General features: G+C 70.8%; 20 protein-coding genes. 9 read left to right on the top strand and 11 right to left on the bottom strand.

Translation table 11 applies throughout. The features are described from left to right. Positions 1-148: 148 nt before the first annotated feature. Positions 149-529: a helix-turn-helix transcriptional regulator gene (locus tag ABZV42_RS18740; RefSeq protein WP_339135756.1), complete on the bottom strand. Its 381-nt coding sequence runs from the start codon at positions 527-529 to the stop codon at positions 149-151. 150 nt (positions 530-679) lie between these two features. Next, positions 680-1,102, bottom strand: a complete 423-nt coding sequence (locus tag ABZV42_RS18735) for an SHOCT domain-containing protein (RefSeq protein WP_355981326.1) — start codon at positions 1,100-1,102, stop codon at positions 680-682. A 267-nt stretch (positions 1,103-1,369) separates the two neighbouring features. Here ABZV42_RS18735 and ABZV42_RS18730 point away from each other — a divergent pair, with 267 nt between their 5' ends. Continuing rightward, on the top strand, positions 1,370-1,606 hold the full coding sequence (locus tag ABZV42_RS18730) for a hypothetical protein (RefSeq protein ID WP_355981328.1): 237 nt from the start codon (positions 1,370-1,372) through the stop codon (positions 1,604-1,606). A gap of 200 nt (positions 1,607-1,806) precedes the next feature. Here ABZV42_RS18730 and ABZV42_RS18725 read toward each other — a convergent pair whose 3' ends face one another. Beyond that, positions 1,807-3,135 (bottom strand): DUF2254 family protein, encoded by a 1,329-nt coding sequence (locus ABZV42_RS18725; protein WP_356052754.1) that lies wholly within the window; start codon positions 3,133-3,135, stop codon positions 1,807-1,809. 472 nt (positions 3,136-3,607) lie between these two features. Here ABZV42_RS18725 and ABZV42_RS18720 point away from each other — a divergent pair, with 472 nt between their 5' ends. After that, positions 3,608-3,805, top strand: a complete 198-nt coding sequence (locus ABZV42_RS18720; protein WP_328671357.1) for a hypothetical protein — start codon at positions 3,608-3,610, stop codon at positions 3,803-3,805. Between the two features lie 140 nt (positions 3,806-3,945). Here the strand turns inward: ABZV42_RS18720 and sodN are convergent, their stop codons facing one another. After that, positions 3,946-4,341 carry a superoxide dismutase, Ni gene (sodN, locus tag ABZV42_RS18715; RefSeq protein WP_053662116.1) on the bottom strand — a complete coding sequence of 132 codons (396 nt, stop codon included), beginning with the start codon at positions 4,339-4,341 and terminating at the stop codon, positions 3,946-3,948. A gap of 145 nt (positions 4,342-4,486) precedes the next feature. Between sodN and sodX the strand changes: the two genes are divergently transcribed. Further along, positions 4,487-4,921 (top strand): nickel-type superoxide dismutase maturation protease, encoded by a 435-nt coding sequence (sodX, locus tag ABZV42_RS18710; protein WP_356052752.1) that lies wholly within the window; start codon positions 4,487-4,489, stop codon positions 4,919-4,921. Here sodX and ABZV42_RS18705 read toward each other — a convergent pair. Next, positions 4,825-5,454: a CGNR zinc finger domain-containing protein gene (locus ABZV42_RS18705; RefSeq protein WP_355981338.1), complete on the bottom strand. Its 630-nt coding sequence runs from the start codon at positions 5,452-5,454 to the stop codon at positions 4,825-4,827. The genes sodX and ABZV42_RS18705 overlap by 97 nt on opposite strands. Positions 5,455-5,554: 100 nt before the next feature. Here ABZV42_RS18705 and ABZV42_RS18700 point away from each other — a divergent pair, with 100 nt between their 5' ends. After that, the gene (locus tag ABZV42_RS18700) at positions 5,555-6,313 is read left to right on the top strand and encodes a class I SAM-dependent methyltransferase (protein WP_355981341.1); all 759 of its coding nucleotides are present in this window, start codon (positions 5,555-5,557) and stop codon (positions 6,311-6,313) included. A 445-nt stretch (positions 6,314-6,758) separates the two neighbouring features. On the opposite strand, the gene ABZV42_RS18695 is transcribed toward ABZV42_RS18700, so the two are convergent. Genes ABZV42_RS18695 through ABZV42_RS18685 form a run of 3 tightly spaced genes read right to left on the bottom strand, consistent with a single transcriptional unit; the run spans position 6,759 to position 9,464 of the window. Further along, on the bottom strand, positions 6,759-7,520 hold the full coding sequence (locus ABZV42_RS18695) for an amino acid ABC transporter ATP-binding protein (RefSeq protein WP_356052750.1): 762 nt from the start codon (positions 7,518-7,520) through the stop codon (positions 6,759-6,761). Continuing rightward, on the bottom strand, positions 7,517-8,482 hold the full coding sequence (locus ABZV42_RS18690; protein WP_356052748.1) for an amino acid ABC transporter permease: 966 nt from the start codon (positions 8,480-8,482) through the stop codon (positions 7,517-7,519). The genes ABZV42_RS18695 and ABZV42_RS18690 overlap by 4 nt, the downstream gene beginning before the upstream one ends. Before the next feature lie 28 nt (positions 8,483-8,510). Further along, positions 8,511-9,464: an ABC transporter substrate-binding protein gene (locus tag ABZV42_RS18685; protein ID WP_356052746.1), complete on the bottom strand. Its 954-nt coding sequence runs from the start codon at positions 9,462-9,464 to the stop codon at positions 8,511-8,513. A 539-nt stretch (positions 9,465-10,003) separates the two neighbouring features. Between ABZV42_RS18685 and ABZV42_RS18680 the strand changes: the two genes are divergently transcribed. The 4 genes from ABZV42_RS18680 (at position 10,004) to ABZV42_RS18665 (ending at position 13,538) form a co-directional block, all read left to right on the top strand. Then, on the top strand, positions 10,004-11,227 hold the full coding sequence (locus ABZV42_RS18680; protein WP_355981350.1) for an NADP-dependent malic enzyme: 1,224 nt from the start codon (positions 10,004-10,006) through the stop codon (positions 11,225-11,227). Positions 11,228-11,619: 392 nt separating this feature from the next. Continuing rightward, positions 11,620-12,585, top strand: coding sequence for a zinc-binding dehydrogenase (locus tag ABZV42_RS18675; protein ID WP_355981353.1), 966 nt, complete (start codon positions 11,620-11,622; stop codon positions 12,583-12,585). 147 nt (positions 12,586-12,732) lie between these two features. Further along, positions 12,733-12,942 carry a helix-turn-helix domain-containing protein gene (locus tag ABZV42_RS18670; protein ID WP_010984411.1) on the top strand — a complete coding sequence of 70 codons (210 nt, stop codon included), beginning with the start codon at positions 12,733-12,735 and terminating at the stop codon, positions 12,940-12,942. Beyond that, complete coding sequence (locus tag ABZV42_RS18665) at positions 12,942-13,538, top strand: Clp protease N-terminal domain-containing protein (protein ID WP_356052745.1); 597 nt, start codon at positions 12,942-12,944, stop codon at positions 13,536-13,538. The genes ABZV42_RS18670 and ABZV42_RS18665 overlap by 1 nt, the downstream gene beginning before the upstream one ends. A 102-nt stretch (positions 13,539-13,640) precedes the next feature. Here the strand turns inward: ABZV42_RS18665 and ABZV42_RS18660 are convergent, their stop codons facing one another. Further along, a complete protein-coding gene (locus ABZV42_RS18660) occupies positions 13,641-14,717 on the bottom strand; it encodes a helix-turn-helix transcriptional regulator (protein WP_356052744.1) in 1,077 nt (358 codons plus the stop codon). Position 14,718: 1 nt separating this feature from the next. Further along, positions 14,719-15,783, bottom strand: coding sequence for a DUF4097 family beta strand repeat-containing protein (locus ABZV42_RS18655; RefSeq protein ID WP_356052742.1), 1,065 nt, complete (start codon positions 15,781-15,783; stop codon positions 14,719-14,721). 164 nt (positions 15,784-15,947) lie between these two features. Between ABZV42_RS18655 and ABZV42_RS18650 the strand changes: the two genes are divergently transcribed. Then, positions 15,948-16,781 carry a hypothetical protein gene (locus ABZV42_RS18650; protein WP_356052740.1) on the top strand — a complete coding sequence of 278 codons (834 nt, stop codon included), beginning with the start codon at positions 15,948-15,950 and terminating at the stop codon, positions 16,779-16,781. A 36-nt stretch (positions 16,782-16,817) separates the two neighbouring features. Here the strand turns inward: ABZV42_RS18650 and ABZV42_RS18645 are convergent, their stop codons facing one another. Then, positions 16,818-17,003, bottom strand: coding sequence for a DUF6104 family protein (locus ABZV42_RS18645; protein WP_007266501.1), 186 nt, complete (start codon positions 17,001-17,003; stop codon positions 16,818-16,820). Positions 17,004-17,106 lie beyond the last annotated feature (103 nt).

Raw genomic sequence — 17,106 nt, 5'->3', positions numbered from 1 at the left:
CCCGAATACGCCCGGTATGAGGACGACCCTCCGCATTGCGATGCACCGCATCTGACGCCGCGCGCTGATCCACCGGGGATTACGGGACAGCCCTTAGTGCCGTGGCAAGTACCCGGCCCGGGGCCCGGCGCCCGCCACGGCGCCGGGCTCAGAGCCGCGTGCCCGGTTCCGCCTCCGGGTTGCGGTGACGGGCGGGGCGGGTCAGCCGGCGGGACACGCAGGACGGAATGGGGGCGCCGTGGTCGTGCGGACGGGCCCGGTACGCGCTCGGGGTCTCGCCGACCAGCTCCGTGAACCGTGAGCTGAAGGAACCGAGCGAGGTGCAGCCCACCGCGAAGCACACCTCGGTCACCGTCATGTCGCCGCGCCGCAGCAGAGCCTTCGCGCGCTCGATCCGGCGGGTCATCAGATAGGTGTACGGCGTCTCGCCGAACGCCTCCCGGAAACTCCGCTGGAAGTGCCCGGGCGACATCAGCGCGGTGCGCGCGAGTGTGGCCATGTCCCACGGCTCCGCGTACTCGCGGTTCATCCGGTCGCGCGCCTGCCGCAGCCGGACCAGGTCTTCGAGCGGTCTGGGATTCGCCACCTCCCCAGAATGGCACAACGGACCGCCGCCCCCAGGGGGATCACTGGTCCGGGGGACGGCGGTGGCCGTTCGTGCGCGGGGGTGTCCGTGCCGTCAGGCGGCGAGGACCTTCGCCTTGGCCTTCTCGAACTCCTCGGCCGTGATGTGGCCGTGGTTCTTGAGGTCCGCGAGCTTCGCCAGTTCGTCGGCCTTGCCGGTGCCGCCGGAGGAGCCGGCGGTCTCACGGATGTAGGTGTTCATGTCCTCCTGGCTCTTCTGGATGCGCCGCATCTCGCGCTCGCCCATGCCGCGGCCCCGCGCGATCAGGTACACGAAGATGCCCAGGAAGGGCAGGATGACGACGAAGACGCACCAGCCCGCCTTGCCCCAGCCGTTCAGCTCGTCGTCGCGGAAGATGTCCCCGATGACACGGAAGAGCAGCATGAACCAGAGGATCCAGAGGAAGAACCACATCGTGGTCCAGAAGACCTGCAGCAGGGGGTAGTCCGCTGCCAGATTGACCGTCGAGCCGTTCATGGTCGAACTCCTGTCGGTTGTGCGACATCTCCGCGAGCGTTGCCTTGGTGTCGGGCGGATCGAACTGTCGCCGGGCGCCGGGTCGCGATCTCGGGGATTCCGCCCAGGCCCGGCCGCCATGGGGTTGCGGCCGGTCGGCAGGGCCTGGCGGGTCAGTGCGCGGAGCGCGGTGGTGGGGCGGACGGTGAAGGTGCCGCGGTGTCCGCCGCCGGACAGACGCTCGAAGGCGGGGGGCGAGCGGGACCCCCCGGACACACCGGACGGGCCGTGACGACGTCTTCCGGTGTGATCGGCGTGATCGGTGCGACGTTCGGGGCGTCGTCCGGGGGCGGCAGCGGCCGCGTCGACGGCGTGCGCCTCGGGGGTCCCGGCAGCCGCGGCGGGGCGAAGGACCGTTCAGGCTCCTTCGGGCCGTGGCGTACGGGCCCGGGGCACGGCACACCCGGCACGGGCCGGATCTGCCGCTGGGTGCAGGCCATGAGCGGTGCCCTCTCTGACGCGTGACGTCTTGCTCCGGCTCCAGAGTGCGGTGGCTCCCCGTGTCTGCGGATCACCCTCCGCGGGTGAGCTCGCGGATCCGCCGGCACGGGCTGCCGGACGGCCCTTTCGTACGGTCGGGGCCCCTTCCGGGTGTCCGCTCGTGTGCAACGGCGGGGGACCGGTCCGGACCTCCGCGCTCCCCGGCGCCCCGCTCCCCGGCCGCCTCACCGGCCGTCCGGATACTCCGGGCCGTCCTCGTGCTCCTCCGCAAGGGCGTCCCGCAGCCGGGGAAATCCGGTATCGAGCTCCTCGTCCACCCAGGCCCGGCGCCTGGTGAGGGGGCCGTCGGGCCGGCCCTGGCCCGTGCCGCGCAGGTCCTCCAGGAGCGTGCGGAGGCGCATGAGGACCATCGGCGAGTTCCGGGCCGCCGGGATCACGTCGTCGAGCGCCGTCCGCAGGAAGTCCTCCCACCCGGGCAGCGGGACCAGAACGCGGACGGTGCCCGCCCGGTCGGCGATCTCGCGCGGCCCGCCCCGCGCCGGGACCGGCCGGGACAGCAGATCCTCCACGGCGTCCAGTGCCTGCACCGCCGTGGCGGGGTCGTTGACCGCCGGGGACAGGGCCCTGAGCGCGATGTCGGCGAGCAGCCTGAACGCGAGTCCGGTGTCCTGGTCGAAGACCCGCTCGACGCCGGTCTCCAGGCCACGCAGGACGGCGGAGTCGGGGAGCTCGCCGTCGTACACCTCGGCGACCGTGGTGCCGTACCGCAAGGCGGTGCCCGGGCTCACCCGCAGGACGACGACCGCGTTCGCCGCCCGCGCGGCATCCGCCAGCCGGCCGGTGTCCACGCGTTGCAGCACCGCGCCGGCCCCCGGCCAGCCGACCGTCGACCGCAGCCGGTCCGTACCGGCGGGACAGTTCGGATCCCCGGGATCTCCCGTGCCTCCCGCGCCTGCCGGGCCTCCGGCACCGACCGGACCGGTGCCTTCCGGGGCGCCCGCGCAGAGGACGTCGAGGTTGTGCCGGCCGCGTTCCGAGATGGAGCGGAGCACCGGTGCCAGCTGGATCGCGGCGACCGCCTGGAGCAGAAGACCGCGCAGCAGCGCCAGCAGCAGGAGCAGCAGGACGCCCGCGCCGGCCGGCACGATCACCGAGACCTCGTCCCGGCCGGCGACGGTCAGGGCCGCGGTGGCGCAGAAGACGGTCAGTCCGACGACGAAGGCGAAGGTCCGCCACACGATCGGGGCGTCCCGGAACAGGGTGAGCCGGGGGGTGAAGGTGGTGGCCGCCCACTGCACCACCAGGAACAGCACCGAGAAGATGACCGTGGCCGCGCCGAGCACCCCGAAGCCGGTCGCGAGCAGCAGCTCGGCCACCTGGCGGGACGGCAGCAGGGGTCCGCGGCGAATCTCCGGGACGATCAGGCCGAGGCCGAGGCCGACGCCGATGGACGCGAGTTGGAGCAGGCCCGCGCGCAGCCGCCGCCGGCGGCGGAACGCGGCGCGGCCGGTGCGCACGGAGGCGTTCCGGCCGGCTGCCGCGAGAGCGTTCATCGGGCATCCTCCGAGGCGGTCCCGGGACCGGTGGAACGCGGACCCGCCCCTCAAGGTTCACCGCCCGCGCGGCCCTCCGCATCACCGCTCACCGCCCGCGCGGCCCGCGGCTCACCCGCCGGGGCGGCCATCACGCCGCCTCACCCGCCGCAGGTGACCACCCGCCGCCTCACCCCTCGAAGGTGAGCGCCGCAGCGGGGGAGCACCGGGTCCGGGGAGTACGGCGTCCGGGGAGTACCGGGTCCGGGGAGCGCCGCGGGCTCACCCGTTTCGGATTTCCGGGCCTTTTCCCGCCGCCGGAGAGCGCGCCGCCGGGGCACGGGTGGAAGGTGGAGTGGCGAGGGTGTGAGCGGGAGCGCTCCGAGGTGGGCGGATGTCGCCCGCACCGGGGGATGCCACATCGGTTCGGGCGACCGACGATGGCAGGGCATCGCAGCGGACCCCGCGCCCCGGCCCCGAGGGAAGTGCTCGTATGCGCTACGAATTCCGCATCGCCGGCATTGTTTCGGACACGCTCGCCTCGGCCTTTTCCGAACTCGACAAGGTTCGTACGAAGGAGCAGACGCTGTTCTTCGGCACCGTGATCGACGACGCCCATCTGTACGGGCTGCTCACCCGGTTCCAGGCACTGGGCCTGCGGGTGATCGAGATGCGCCAGCTGCCCGTGTGAAAAGGCAGCCCGCGTGGCCCCGGGAAAGCAGTACGCACCCGGACCGTCGGGGACGCCGGGATCGGCGGCCCCGCGGACCGGGTGCGGACGAGCGGGCGGCGCGAGCCGCGCGGACGCGGTTCGGACGGCCCGGACGAAGGTCAGGCCTTCTTGGTCTCCCAGAAGATCTTGTCGATCTGGGCGATGTAGTCCAGCGCCTTCTGGCCCGTCGCCGGGTCGGTGGACGCCTTCGCGGCCGAGAGGGCCTTGAGGGTGTCGTTCACCAGCTGGTGCAGCTCCGGGTACTTCTCGAAGTGCGGGGGCTTGAAGTAGTCGCTCCAGAGCACCGACACGTGGTGCTTCGCGAGCTCGGCGCGCTGCTCCTTGATGACCGTGGCGCGAGCCTGGAAGTGCGGGTCGTCGTTGCCGGCCATCTTGTCCTGGACGGCCTTGACCGACTCCGCCTCGATGCGGGCCTGGGCCGGGTCGTACACACCGCAGGGCAGGTCGCAGTGCGCGCTGACCTTCACCTTGGGGGCAAACAGGCGGGAGAGCATTGAGCTGTCCTTCCTCGTGATCGTCTTCTCAGGTGGGACATTACTCCGTGGGAGAAGGTATTTCGCGAGTGCCCCCATGGGCTTAGGACAAAAGTCCGGGGTGAAACTGGGACTGGTGGAGGATAGGACCGGGGAGGTGCCGTCGATGCCGGAGCTGTCGCAGGAGACCGAGCGGGGGAGGGCTCTGCTGCCGTTCGGGGCGGCGGAGGTGACGGGCCCTTCGATGGTGCCCACGCTCCAGCACGGGGATCGGCTCGTCGTTCACTGGGGGGCGAGGGTGCGGCCCGGCGATGTCGTCGTCCTGCGTCATCCGTTCCAGCAGGACCTGCTCGTCGTGAAGCGGATCGCGGAGCGGCGCGAGGGCGGCTGGTGGGTGCTCGGGGACAACACGTTCGCGGGCGGGGACAGCACCGACTACGGAACCGTTCCCGAGGAACTCGTCCTAGGGAAGGTGCGGTTCCGTTTCCGGCCGCCGAAGGCGGGTCAGCGTTCGCCGTTCGCCGTCGTGCGCTGGGTGCTGGTGGCGGCCAGGCCCGTGCTCCCCGCGCGGTCCGCCTCCAGGCGCTTGCGGGCGCGGTAGGCCGCGACATTGGCGCGGGTCGCGCAGCGGTCCGAGCAGTAGCGCCGGGACCGGTTGGTCGAGGTGTCCAGGTAGGCGTTGCGGCAGGGGGCCGCCTCGCACAGGCCGAGACGGTCGACGCCGTACTCGGTCAGATGGAAGGCGAGGCCCATCGCCGCGATCGCCGCGTAGCCCGCGGTCGCGTTCGACGGGTGGTCCGCCAGGTGCATGTGCCACAGCGGGCGGCCGTCGTCGTCGCGGTGGTCGTGCCCCGAGATCTGCGGGCTCACCGGGAATTCGAGGAGCAGGGAGTTCAGCAGGTCCACGGCGAGGGTCTCCTCGCCGCCGGCCGCTGCCTCGAAGACCGCGCGCAGTCGTCCCCGTACCGAACGGAAGCGGGTGACGTCCGCCTCCGCGGCCCGGCGGGCCGCCGAGGAGTTCCCCCCGAACAGGTCACGGACGGCTTCGACGGAGGTCAGCGAGTCCTTGCCGCGGGCCGGTTCCTCGGTGTTGACGAGGCGGACGGCGTAATCCGAGTAATAGGCCAGTTCCACTTGTAGTCCTTACGAAGGCGCTCTATCGTCGTGCCGGCGGTCAGGTAACAGCTGATCGCGCTTACAGGGTATTACGTGGTCGACTGGAGGAGGGGCTTTCATGGCCATCGGCACCGGAACGGACTGGCATGCCTGGCAGCGGAGCTGGGACCGGCAGCAGGAGTGGTACATGCCGGACCGCGAGGACCGCTTCCGGGTGATGCTCGACATGACCGAGGCGCTCGTCGGACCCGAGCCCCGCGTCCTCGACCTCGCCTGTGGCACCGGCACCATCACCGCCCGGCTGCTCGCCCGCCTCCCCGGAGCCACCAGCACCGGAGTCGACCTCGACCCCGCCCTCCTCGCCATCGCCGAGGGCACCTTCGCCGGCGACGACCGGGTCTCCCTCGTCACCGCCGACCTCAAGGACCCCGGGTGGCGCGCCCGGCTGCCGTACGACACGTACGACGCCGTCCTGACCGCCACGGCCCTGCACTGGCTGCACAGCGGACCCCTCACCGCCCTCTACGGCCAGATCGCCGAACTCGTCCGTGACGGCGGGGTGTTCATGAACGCCGACCACATGATCGACGGGACGACCCCCCGGATCAACGCCGCCGAACGCACCCAGCGGCACGCCCGTATGGACGGGGCCAGGCGGGACGGCGCCCTCGACTGGGCGGAATGGTGGAAGGTCGCCGCCCAGGACCCCGTCCTCGCCGGACCCACCGCCCGCCGCTTCGAGATCTACGGCGAGCACGCCGACGGCGACACGCCCTCCGCCGGCTGGCACGCGCGCGTGCTGCGCGAACAGGGCTTCGGCGAGGCCCGGCCGGTCTGGAGCTCCCCCTCGGACGCGCTGGTGCTCGCGGTCAAGTAGCCCGCCCGCGGGCCCTGCCGGAGGCGGTACGGAAAATCCGTACCGCCTCTCCCGCGTCCCGCGGCACCACTCGCCGCACTGGAAGGGTGAGACGGTCCGCGAGCGCGGGCCGGGGAAGGGGGGCGGGATGACGCGCGGCGAGGAAGCCGCTCTGCACGCTTTCGTGGAGGGCGGACGATCGGCGCGGTCCTCGCGCTCAAGAACGGCAGTGCGCTGCACGTGCGGGACAGCGCCGGCTTCCAGGGCAAGGGCCGGCTCGGCCCGCTGCTCAAGACCCCGCCGCTGACCCGGGCCCAGCTCACCAAGCTGATCCAGAACCCGGCCCTGCTGAAGTAGCGGGCAGGACATGACAACGGGGGGCCGGGAACCGGGGGTATGAGGAAGGGGCGGTACGGGAGACCCGTACCGCCCCTTGTTCCTGCGCCCTGGAGCGCCGGTGTTCCGGTCAGAGGACCTTCGACAGGAACGACTTCGTGCGCTCGTGCTGCGGGTCCGTCAGGACGTCGCGCGGGTTGCCGGACTCGACGACCACACCGCCGTCCATGAAGACCAGGCTGTCGCCGACCTCACGGGCGAAGCCCATCTCGTGCGTGACGACGACCATCGTCATACCGGACTCGGCGAGGTCGCGCATGACGTCGAGGACGTCACCGACCAGCTCCGGGTCCAGCGCCGAGGTCGGCTCGTCGAAGAGCATCAGCTTCGGGTCCATCGCCAGCGCGCGGGCGATCGCCACGCGCTGCTGCTGACCGCCGGAGAGCTGCGAGGGGTAGTTCTTCGCCTTGTCGGACAGGCCGACGCGATCGAGCAGCTCCATCGCGCGGTCCCGGGCCTCCGACTTCTTCGCGCCCTTCACCTGGATCGGCGCTTCCATGACGTTCTCGACGGCCGTCATGTGCGGGAACAGGTTGAAGCGCTGGAAGACCATGCCGATGTCCCGGCGCTTCAGGGCGACCTCGCTGTCCTTGAGCTCGTAGAGCTTGTCGCCCTTCTGGCGGTAGCCGACCAGGTCGCCGTCCACGTACAGCCGGCCGGCGTTGATCTTCTCAAGGTGGTTGATGCACCTGAGAAACGTCGACTTGCCGGAGCCGGACGGGCCGATCAGGCAGAACACCTCACCGGTGTTCACCTCCAGGTCGATGCCCTTGAGGACCTCCAGCGGACCGAAGGACTTGTGGACGCCCTCCGACTTCACCATCGCGGTCATGCCTTGCCCCTCTCACTGCCGAGCCCGAGCATGTTCGCCTTGATCTTCTGGAAGACGGTCGGCGGCAGGCTGCGGCTGGAACCGCGTGCGTAGTAGCGCTCCAGGTAGTACTGGAAGACGCTGAACACGCTGGTCATGGCCAGGTACCAGATGGAGGCGACAAACAGCATCTCCATGACGGCGTACGACGTGGAGCCGATCGCCGAGGTGGAGCGCAGCAACTCGTTGTACGTGACCGCGTACACCAGCGACGAGGTCTTCAGCATGTTGATGAACTCGTTGCCGGTCGGCGGCACGATCACCCGCATCGCCTGCGGGATCACGATCCGGAACAGCGTCTTGGTGTGGCTCATGCCCAGCGCCTGCGCGGCCTCCGTCTGGCCCTCGTCGACGGCCAGCAGGCCGGCGCGGCAGATCTCGGCCATGTACGCGGCCTCGTTCAGACCGAGACCCAGCAGGGCGCACATGAACGGGGTCATGACGTCCGTCATGTTGTTCTTGTAGATCGGCCCGAGATTCAGAACGGGGAAGATCAGCGCCAGGTTGAACCAGAGCAGCAGCTGGACGTACACCGGCGTGCCGCGGAAGAACCAGATGTACAGCCAGGCGACCGTGCTGGTCACCGGGTTCTTCGAGAGCCGCATCACCGCGAGGACGATGCCGAGCACCACACCCACGATCATGGCGAGGATGCTGATCAGCAGCGTGCGGCCGGCGCCCTGGACGACACTGGACACGAAGAGCTGGTCGCCGACCGTGTGCCACTGGATGTTGCCCTGCGAGAACGCGATGCCGAGCGCCACCAGCAGCGCCACGACTATGACGCCGCTGACCCACCGGCCGTAGTGCCGGACGGGGATCGCCTTGATGGTCTCCGGGTCCGGCCCGGATGTCCCGCTCTGGGACACCGTGTCGCCCGGGGGCGGGGTGTCCGAGGCGGACTTGTCGAGATTGTCAGTCACGTGACTGCCCTTCAGTGGTGCGCTCGGCTTACTTGCCGCCGTTGATCGCGGACTGCTCGATCGCGCCGGACTGGGCGCCCCACTTCTCAAGGACCTTCTGGTAAGAACCGTCCTTGATGATCGCGTCGACGGCGTCCTTCAGCGCGTCACGGAGCTGGGTGTTGTTCTTGTTCAGGATGATGCCGAACGGTCCGGCGTCGTACTGCTTGTTGATGACCTCGAACGCCTTGCCGCCGTCGGCCTTGTTGGACAGGTCGACCGCGACCGGGTAGTCGTTGATGCCGGCCACCGCGCCGCCGGACTTCACGCGGGTCTGGGCCTCGGTGTCGTTCTGGAACGACTCGATGTTGATGGCCTTCTTGCCGGCGTCCGTGCACTTCTTGGACTGGTCCTTCAGGGCCGCCTCGTACGTGGTGCCCTGCTGCACGGCGGCCGTCTTGCCGCAGAGGTCCTCGATGCCCTTGATGCCCTCAGGGTTGCCCTTCTTCACGTAGATGGCCGTACCGGCCGTGAAGTAGTCCACGAAGTCGACGCCCTGGCCGAGCTTCTTGCCCTTGTCGTCCAGGCCTTCCTGGCGCTGCTTGTTGTCCGTGATGGACGACATGCCGATGTCGTAGCGGCCGGAGTTGACGGCGGTGATCAGGCCGTCGAAGGAGCCCGAGGTGAACTCGAACTTCACGCCGAGCTGCTTGGCCAGCGCGTCGGCCAGGTCCGGGTCGACGCCGACGATCTTGCCGCCCTCGGTCGACTCCATGGGCGCGTACTCGGCGTTCGTGCCGACCTTGATGACGCCCGCGTCCTGGATCTTCTTGGGCAGCTTGGAGAACAGGGGGGCGCTGTTGGAGGCCGTGTCGCTGGAGCTGCCCTTCTTGGTCTGGTCACCGCAACCGGTGAGGACCAGTGCGCCGGCGACCGCGATCGCGCCGACCGCTGCTATCCGGGACTGCGCGGCCTTGGTACGACGGGTGGTGCGTGCGGTCATGAGGGTTCCTCCGGCAGATCAGGGACTAGCCGATAGGTCGACGGAAACACACACCTTCGAGTGTCGCGACCTCGTGTAATGACGGCATCTTGCCATTCGGACCGCGAGATTCATGGTGACCGCTATGTCAAAATCGGATAACGGGTGACCCCCGAACCGTCACTGAGTGGTCCAGCACAACCGGATCTTGTGCGGAAATCCTTTCTTCCGGCAGGAAGATCTCCGGTGCATCGCGGCAGGCGGAAGACCGCTACGCGGCACTAGTGTCCGAACGGGGACATGTCGGTATGTGTCAATGGATCAGGGCATGAGTCATCTCACCGGCGTGTGATCTTGGCTCTATGGACTCGTCCTCGACACCGTTCGTCCGGTAAGAAGGTTCTTTACACCCCTCATCCGGGGCTCAGGGCGCGTGTGCGGCGCGCCCGTCGCGCAGCGGCCCGTACGCAATCACGGCGGCAGGGCCTGCGCGGTGCCCGCCCACCCCTCAACCAGGAGTGGTCACCCTCAAACATTGAAGACTTAAGGGGTAAAACAAAGTGGCAGCGGAGATCGTCAATCCTCGCAGCGACAGCAGTACGGATCAGGAAGGCGGGGCCGAGCCCCTCGATTCCTTCGACCCGGCTTTCGCGCTGCACCGCGGCGGCAAGATGGCTGTGCAGGCCACCGTGCCCATCCGCGACAAGGACGACCTGTCCCTGGCTTACACGCCCGGCGTCGCGAAGGTGTGCAGCGCGATCGCCGAGCAGCCGGAACTCGTCCACGACTACACGTGGAAGTCGTCCGTGGTCGCCGTGGTGACCGACGGCACGGCAGTGCTCGGGCTCGGTGACATCGGCCCGGAGGCCTCGCTCCCCGTCATGGAGGGCAAGGCCATCCTCTTCAAGCAGTTCGGCGGGGTCGACGCGGTGCCGATCGCGCTCGCCTGCACCGGCGTCGACGAGATCGTCGAGACCGTGGTCCGGCTCGCTCCCTCCTTCGGGGGCGTCAATCTGGAGGACATCTCGGCACCGCGGTGCTTCGAGATCGAGCGCAAGCTCCAGGAGCGACTGGACATTCCGGTCTTCCACGACGACCAGCACGGGACCGCCGTCGTGACCCTCGCGGCCCTGCGGAACGCCGCCAGGCTCACCGGGCGCTCGCTCGGCGACCTGCGCGCGGTGATCTCCGGAGCGGGCGCGGCCGGTATCGCCATCGCCAAGTTCCTGCTGGAGGCCGGCCTCGGCGATGTCGCGGTCGCCGACCGCAGGGGCGTCGTGTCGCGGGACCGGGACGACCTGACGGACGTCAAGCGGGAGCTCGCGGAGATCACCAACAAGGCGGGGATCTCCGGTTCGCTGGAGGCGGCGCTCGCGGGCGCCGACGTCTTCATCGGAGTCTCCGGCGGTACGGTGCCGGAGCCGGCGGTCGCCTCCATGGCTCCGGGCGCCTTCGTCTTCGCGATGGCCAACCCGAACCCCGAGGTGCACCCCGACATCGCCCACAAGTACGCGGCCGTCGTCGCGACCGGGCGGTCGGACTTCCCGAACCAGATCAACAACGTGCTGGCCTTCCCCGGCATCTTCGCCGGTGCGCTCCAGGTCCGGGCCTCCCGGATCACCGAGGGCATGAAGATCGCCGCGGCCGACGCGCTCGCCGCGGTCGTCGGTGACGACCTCGCCGCGGACTACGTCATCCCCTCGCCGTTCGACGAGCGGGTGGCTCCAGCGGTGACGGCCGCGGTGGCCGCCGCCGCCCGTGCGGAGGGCGTCGCCCGCCGTTGACCCACGCGTCCGTTGCGACCCCGTCGGAGGTTCCCCCGACGGGGTCGTCGCGTTTTCGCCTCCACCTCCGCCTCCACCTCCGCCTCCGCCCCCGTCCCTTCCCCATGTCCGGGGCGCAGTCGCCGTACCCGGGGGCGCCGCCCCCCGGATCCCCGCTCCTCAATCGCCGGAGGGGCTGGATTCTTTCCGGCGTCGGAAAGTTCCAGTCCGTCCGGCGATTGAGGGCGAGGCCGTCAGGCCGAAGCGGTCGTCCGGGGGCGGCGCCCGCGCTACGGGACGGGCAGGGCGGAAGGGGCGAAGAAGGGCTGTGCGCGGGGCCACCCGGTCGGTGGGGGACGTGTCACAGCGGAAGGCGGTTCCCCAGGCCGGGGGCGGGACCTATCGTCAAGGTCATGTTCGCTGCCTATGCCGCCCGAATCGACCGTGACCAGCCGCTGAACGGCCTGGAGTTGGGGGAGCGCCCGGCCCCCGGACAGAGGCCGGGCTGGACGACCGTGAACGTACGGGCCGCCTCCCTCAATCACCATGATCTGTGGTCGCTGCGCGGGGTCGGCCTCGCCGAGGACAAGCTGCCGATGATCCTCGGCTGCGACGCCGCCGGAATCGACGAGGACGGCAACGAGGTCGTCCTGCACTCCGTCATCGGCCAGAGCGGGCACGGGGTCGGCCCCGACGAGCCCCGCTCCATCCTCACCGAGCGCTACCAGGGCACCTTCGCCGAGCAGGTCTCCGTACCGTCGTGGAACGTTCTGCCGAAGCCGAAGGAACTGTCCTTCGAGGAGGCCGCCTGTCTGCCGACCGCGTGGCTGACGGCGTACCGCATGCTCTTCACCAACGCCGGGGTGCGGCCCGGCGACTCCGTGCTCGTCCAGGGTGCGGGCGGGGGCGTGGCCACCGCCGCGATCGTGCTCGGGAAGGCCGCCGGGCTGCGGGTCTTCGCCACCAGCCGTGACGAGGCCAAGCGGAAGCGGGCGCGCGAACTCGGAGCCGTCGAGGCGCTGGAGCCCGGGGCGCGGCTGCCGCAGCGGGTGGACGCCGTCATCGAGACGGTCGGCGCCGCCACCTGGTCGCACTCGGTCAAGTCGCTGCGTCCCGGCGGAACCGTCGTCATCTCGGGCGCCACCAGCGGCGACCGGCCCTCGCACGCCGAGCTGACGCGGATCTTCTTCCTCGAGCTCAAGGTGGTCGGCTCGACCATGGGCACGAAGGACGAGCTGGAGGATCTGCTGGCCTTCTGCGCGGCCACCGGTGTGCGGCCCGTCGTCGACGAGGTGCTGCCGCTCGACCGGGCCCGCGAGGGGTTCGAGCGGCTGGAGTCCGGCGATCTGTTCGGCAAGATCGTGCTGACCGCGGGCTGAAACCCGGGGTCGCGGGACGGGTGAACGGCGGGTCCGGGTTCTCCGGGCCCGCCGTTCGCATGTCCGGGGGCGTGGACCGGCCGGGCGCGGCGTCCCCGCGTGTCAATTTTGGTTGACACCGGGGAGCCGTCAACGTAGGTTGACGTCATGACCGAAGCAACGGATCTTGCCGAGCGCGCGGGTGATCGCGATCCGCGGATCGGGCTGCGGGCGGTCTCCGCGCTGCGGAGGCTGCTGGAGCAGTTGGAGGCGGTACAGGTGCGCAGTGCGCGCAATCAGGGCTGGTCGTGGCAGGAGATCGCCGCGGAGCTCGGAGTCAGCAGGCAGGCCGTGCACAAGAAGTACGGGAGGCAGTGATGTTCGAGCGCTTCACGAAGGACGCGCGGGCCGTGGTCGAGGGCGCGGTGTCGCACTCCGAGCGGGTGGGGGCCGGGACCGTCGAGGAGGAGCACATGCTGCTGGCCCTCCTGGACCGGGAGGGCAGCCGGGGTTCCTTCGCCCTGGCCTCGCTGGGGGCGCCCGGCTTCCGGGAGCCACTGGAGCGGGATCTCGCCGAGGCGCGGCGCAGGGGCGGGCTCTCGCGTGCCGACGCGGACGCCCTCTCCGGCCTCGGTATCGACCTGTCCGAGATCGTCTCCCGGATCGAGGAGGCTCACGGAGAAGGGGCGCTGGAGTCGGGCGGGCGGGGCGGGAACGGCAGGCGCGTCCGGCGCCGGCCCTTCGGACAGGAGGCGAAGGACGTACTCGTACGGGCTCTGCGGATCGCCGCCGCCCGAGGGGACCGGCACATCGGCGACGAGCACCTGCTGCTGGCGATCACTCTGCGGGGCGGTGTCGCCGCCGAGGCACTGGCCGACCACGGCGTCACCCACGAATCGGTGACACGGGTGCTATACGGCGGGACCGGGGCGGACGGCGCGGACGGCGCGGACGGCGCGGCGCAGGCGGGGTGAGGCGCGAGTCGCCGGGTGTTCGGCCGGTGACGACCGGGGCGGCGGGGCCAGGTGCGCGGCCCCGCCGACCCGGGCGGCCGGGGTGTGAGAACCGCAGGGGGACTACGGTCGCCCGCTCCGCAGTGCCGAGCCGATGTGGGCCGCCGCCGTCGACAAGTGGCTCCGGATGTCGCGGAGTTGATCCTCGGTCACGCCGTGGTCGCGGGACGCGTCGCGAATGTCGTCGCGGAAGCGGTCCAGCAGCCGGTCTAGGTCCCGGGCGGGGTTGCCCGTGGAGTCCTCGTGGGCCCAGGCCGGTTCGTACTCGGCGGGGAAATCCTCGGGCGTCGTCGAGTACTCCGGTTCCACGGGCGCTCCGGACGGCGTACGGCCGAAGCCGAACTCCTTGCCGAGGTCCTTCCCCAGGTCCTTGCCGAAGTTCTTCCCGAAGTCGCCGAACTCCTTGGCCAGTTCGGTCAGCCCCTCACGCACCCCGGTCGGCCAGTCCCCGCGCGCGAAGTGGTCCTGCACCTGGTCCTGGACGCGCTTGGCCATGCGCTGCATCTCCTCCTGGGCCTGCGCGCGGGCCTTCTCCTGCGCCTCCTTGGCCTGGCGGCGGGCGCGCTGTGCCTCGTCGCGGGCACGGCGGCTCTCGTCCTTCGCGCGGCGGGCCTGCTCCTTCCACTCATGGCGGACGCGCCGCATCTCCTCCTTCGCCGCCCGCCACGACTCCCTGTCCTGGAAGTCGTCAGGACCGCCGGACCCGCCCGCCGGATCGTCGTGCTTCGGCCGGGGGCCGGACGAGGGGCCGCGGCGCGCCTCCGTGGCCGCCGCCAGCATCTCGCGGCGCAGATCGCCTGCCGCGCCCCGGACATCCGCGCGGATCTCCGCCGCGAGCTCGGCGACGGACTCGCGGATCTCCAGCTCCAGATCGGCCAGTTCGCCGCTGCGGTCGGCCAGTTCGGCGCGGCCCGCGTCGGTGATCGCGTACACCTTGCGGCCGCCCTCGGAGGTGTGCGTGACGAGTCCCTCGGCCTCCAGCTTCGCCAGCCGGGGGTAGACGGTGCCCGCCGAGGGCGCGTACAGGCCCTGGAACCGCTCCTCCAGGAGCCGGATCACCTCGTATCCGTGGCGCGGGGCCTCGTCCAGCAGCTTGAGGAGATACAGGCGCAGTCGGCCGTGGGCGAAGACGGGGGCCATGTCAGAGCACCTTCTTGTCGGTCGAGGAGTCGGCCGGCCGGCCCTCGGTGGCATCCCCGTCGGCGGTCTCGTCCGGAGCCGCGTCAGCCGTGCCGCCGGATGTGGCGTCCGCCGCGCCGCTCGCCGTGCCCTTCGCCAAGTCGCTCGCCGTGGCGTCCGCGGTGTCGCGCGCTGTGGTGTCCGCGGTCGTGTCGGGGCCGGCCGGAGGGGCCGTGGCCGTGTCCCGGGGTTCGGGAGCGTCCTCGTACGGCTCGTCCTCCGCCGGGGGCCTGCGCAGCAGGGCGATGGAGCCGGAGACGGTCATCGCCCTCAGCCTGCCGTTGCCCGCGCCGAGACGGCCGGTGATCTTCTTGGCGCCCCACTGGCCGGTGACCCGCAGGTCCTCGAAGGCGCTGGAGACGCTGCCGCTCGCGGTGTTGGCCTCCACCTCGGCGTCCGCGGGGTGGGGGAGCCGGATCGCGATCTCGCCCGAGACGTTCGACAGCCGGACGTCGGTGGGCGAACCCGTGGCGTCGAGGTCCACGATCATCGAGCCGCTCACCGACTCGGCCCGCACGGAGGAGCCGGATCCCTCGACGACGGTCAGGTCGCCGGAGACCGAGTTGAAGCGGAGGTCGCCGGTGACGGCCTGGGCCTCCAGGTTCCCCGAGACGGTCTCCACGCGCACGGGGCCGGAGACGCGGACGAGCGTGGTGTCGCCGGTGACGCCCTTCACCTGGACCCTGCCGTCCGTCCCCGAGACGACGGCGGCGGCGCCGACCACGCCCACCTCGACGTGCGTGCCCGCCGGGACCGCCAGGGAGACCACGGCCGCACGGCGCCAGCCCTTGCGGTCCAGCCACTTGAGGAAGCCCTTCCAGGGAAGGTCCTCGTAGGCCACCGTGAGCGTGCCGCCCTCCTGGGTCACCTGGAGCGGGGGGCCGTCCAACTCGGACACTTCCAGCCGGGCGGAACCCTCGTCGGTCCCCACGACGTTCACTGTTCCGTTGACGATGCGTACGTGCAGCGTCTGCACTGGGCCGTCGAAGGCGAGCTTCTTCGGCTCTGTCACGGACCACTCGGACATGGTGCAGACCTCCTCGACCGGGCCGGACCCTCGTGCGAGCCCGAGCTCGACGCGCCATATCGCGTCTCACGTATTCACGATATATCGCGGATACGGAAAGTCAAGACACCCGTTCTGGGGATCATTGGTGCATCGAAATGGGCAAATCGCCCTAAAGTGGGGCTATGTCGACTACCTCCGGCGCGCCCCGGGACGACCGTCCGCCCCCGGGCGCCCTGCTGTTGTGCCGGGCCCGTCCCGAGTCGGTCGGTCCCGCCGTCCAGCTGCTGCGCGAGCGGATGCTGCTCGCCGGGGCGGGACCCGACTGGAGCGTGCTGGTCCCTGAGGGCAAGCCCTGGCAGGACGGCGCGGAACCCGTCGACCGCGTGCTCACCGGCTGGGCCGCGGCACTCGCCGTCGGCGCGCCCTGGCCCGTCCTCGCGCTCTGGTGGGACACCGACCGCAGTGGCTTCACCCTGGCCTCGGGCTTCCGCCGCACCGTGGGCTACGAATGGCTGGCGAACGGCACCCCGGTCGGAGAGGACGAGGCGATGCACACCTTCGCCTCCCGGCTGGGCCTCGACCCGGTGCTCGACATGCAGTCGCTGGAACCGCTGACACAGCCCGACCCGGTGGCCGACGCGCACGCGCGCGTGAGCGGGTTGCTCGCCGTCCTCACGCGCGCGGGAGTGCTTCTCCCGGCGGGTGTCGAACCCGGCGAGCCCGCCGACCGGCTCCGTGACGTGGTCCGGATCCTGCCGGACGCCGAGCAGATCGAGTGGACCGGCTGGCGTGCCGCCGTGGGCGCCGAACTCGACGTCGTGGAGAGCGGCGGTCTCGGGCCCTGGCTGCGCGGCCCGAGGGCCCGCGGTCTCGCCGGGGCCCAGCTGGCCGTCGGCCTCCCGCTGACCGCCTGGGGGATAAGGCGTCGCAGCGGCGGCTGGATCGTCGTCGGCGCGGTCCTGACGCTGCGCGGCGCCCTCGGCCTGGCGTACGACCACCTGCGCGCCTACGACTGAGCGGCTCCGGGCGGGAACCGCCCCGGGCTCCCGCTCCTACTCGTCGTCCTCGTCCTCGTCGTCGAGCCGGGCCAGCCAGGTCGCCAGCCGCTCCACCGGCACCTCGAAGTCCGGGTTGAGGTCGACGAACGTACGCAACTGCTCGGCGAGCCACTCGAAGGTGACCTCTTCCTCGCCGCGCCGCTTCTCAAGTTCCTCGATGCCGCGGTCGGTGAAGTACATGGATGGTGCTCCGTGGGTGAAAGGGAAGTGGAACGCTGGGAAAAGGATAGGCGGGGGCGAGGGGCCCGTGGAGGGCCCCTGTCGTGCTCGGGCCCCGGCCGCT

This window comes from Streptomyces sp. NPDC005281 (assembly GCF_040607495.1).
In the GTDB taxonomy this organism is placed as follows: Bacteria; Actinomycetota; Actinomycetes; order Streptomycetales; family Streptomycetaceae; genus Streptomyces.
The sequence above is the reverse complement of the archived record's forward strand: the minus strand, read 5'-3'. Positions and strand labels throughout refer to the sequence as shown.

Coding starts and splice junctions, on each gene's coding strand:
- ABZV42_RS18655 (WP_356052742.1), bottom strand. CDS start 15,783: ATGTCCGAGTGGTCCGTGACAGAGCCGAAGAAGCTCGCCTTCGACGGC.
- ABZV42_RS18725 (WP_356052754.1), bottom strand. CDS start 3,135: ATGAACGCTCTCGCGGCAGCCGGCCGGAACGCCTCCGTGCGCACCGGC.
- ABZV42_RS18720 (WP_328671357.1), top strand. CDS start 3,608: ATGCGCTACGAATTCCGCATCGCCGGCATTGTTTCGGACACGCTCGCC.
- ABZV42_RS18650 (WP_356052740.1), top strand. CDS start 15,948: ATGTCGACTACCTCCGGCGCGCCCCGGGACGACCGTCCGCCCCCGGGC.
- ABZV42_RS18685 (WP_356052746.1), bottom strand. CDS start 9,464: ATGACCGCACGCACCACCCGTCGTACCAAGGCCGCGCAGTCCCGGATA.
- ABZV42_RS18670 (WP_010984411.1), top strand. CDS start 12,733: ATGACCGAAGCAACGGATCTTGCCGAGCGCGCGGGTGATCGCGATCCG.
- ABZV42_RS18695 (WP_356052750.1), bottom strand. CDS start 7,520: ATGACCGCGATGGTGAAGTCGGAGGGCGTCCACAAGTCCTTCGGTCCG.
- ABZV42_RS18735 (WP_355981326.1), bottom strand. CDS start 1,102: ATGAACGGCTCGACGGTCAATCTGGCAGCGGACTACCCCCTGCTGCAG.
- sodN (WP_053662116.1), bottom strand. CDS start 4,341: ATGCTCTCCCGCCTGTTTGCCCCCAAGGTGAAGGTCAGCGCGCACTGC.
- ABZV42_RS18740 (WP_339135756.1), bottom strand. CDS start 529: ATGAACCGCGAGTACGCGGAGCCGTGGGACATGGCCACACTCGCGCGC.
- ABZV42_RS18675 (WP_355981353.1), top strand. CDS start 11,620: ATGTTCGCTGCCTATGCCGCCCGAATCGACCGTGACCAGCCGCTGAAC.
- ABZV42_RS18645 (WP_007266501.1), bottom strand. CDS start 17,003: ATGTACTTCACCGACCGCGGCATCGAGGAACTTGAGAAGCGGCGCGGC.
- ABZV42_RS18700 (WP_355981341.1), top strand. CDS start 5,555: ATGGCCATCGGCACCGGAACGGACTGGCATGCCTGGCAGCGGAGCTGG.
- ABZV42_RS18665 (WP_356052745.1), top strand. CDS start 12,942: ATGTTCGAGCGCTTCACGAAGGACGCGCGGGCCGTGGTCGAGGGCGCG.
- sodX (WP_356052752.1), top strand. CDS start 4,487: ATGCCGGAGCTGTCGCAGGAGACCGAGCGGGGGAGGGCTCTGCTGCCG.
- ABZV42_RS18660 (WP_356052744.1), bottom strand. CDS start 14,717: ATGGCCCCCGTCTTCGCCCACGGCCGACTGCGCCTGTATCTCCTCAAG.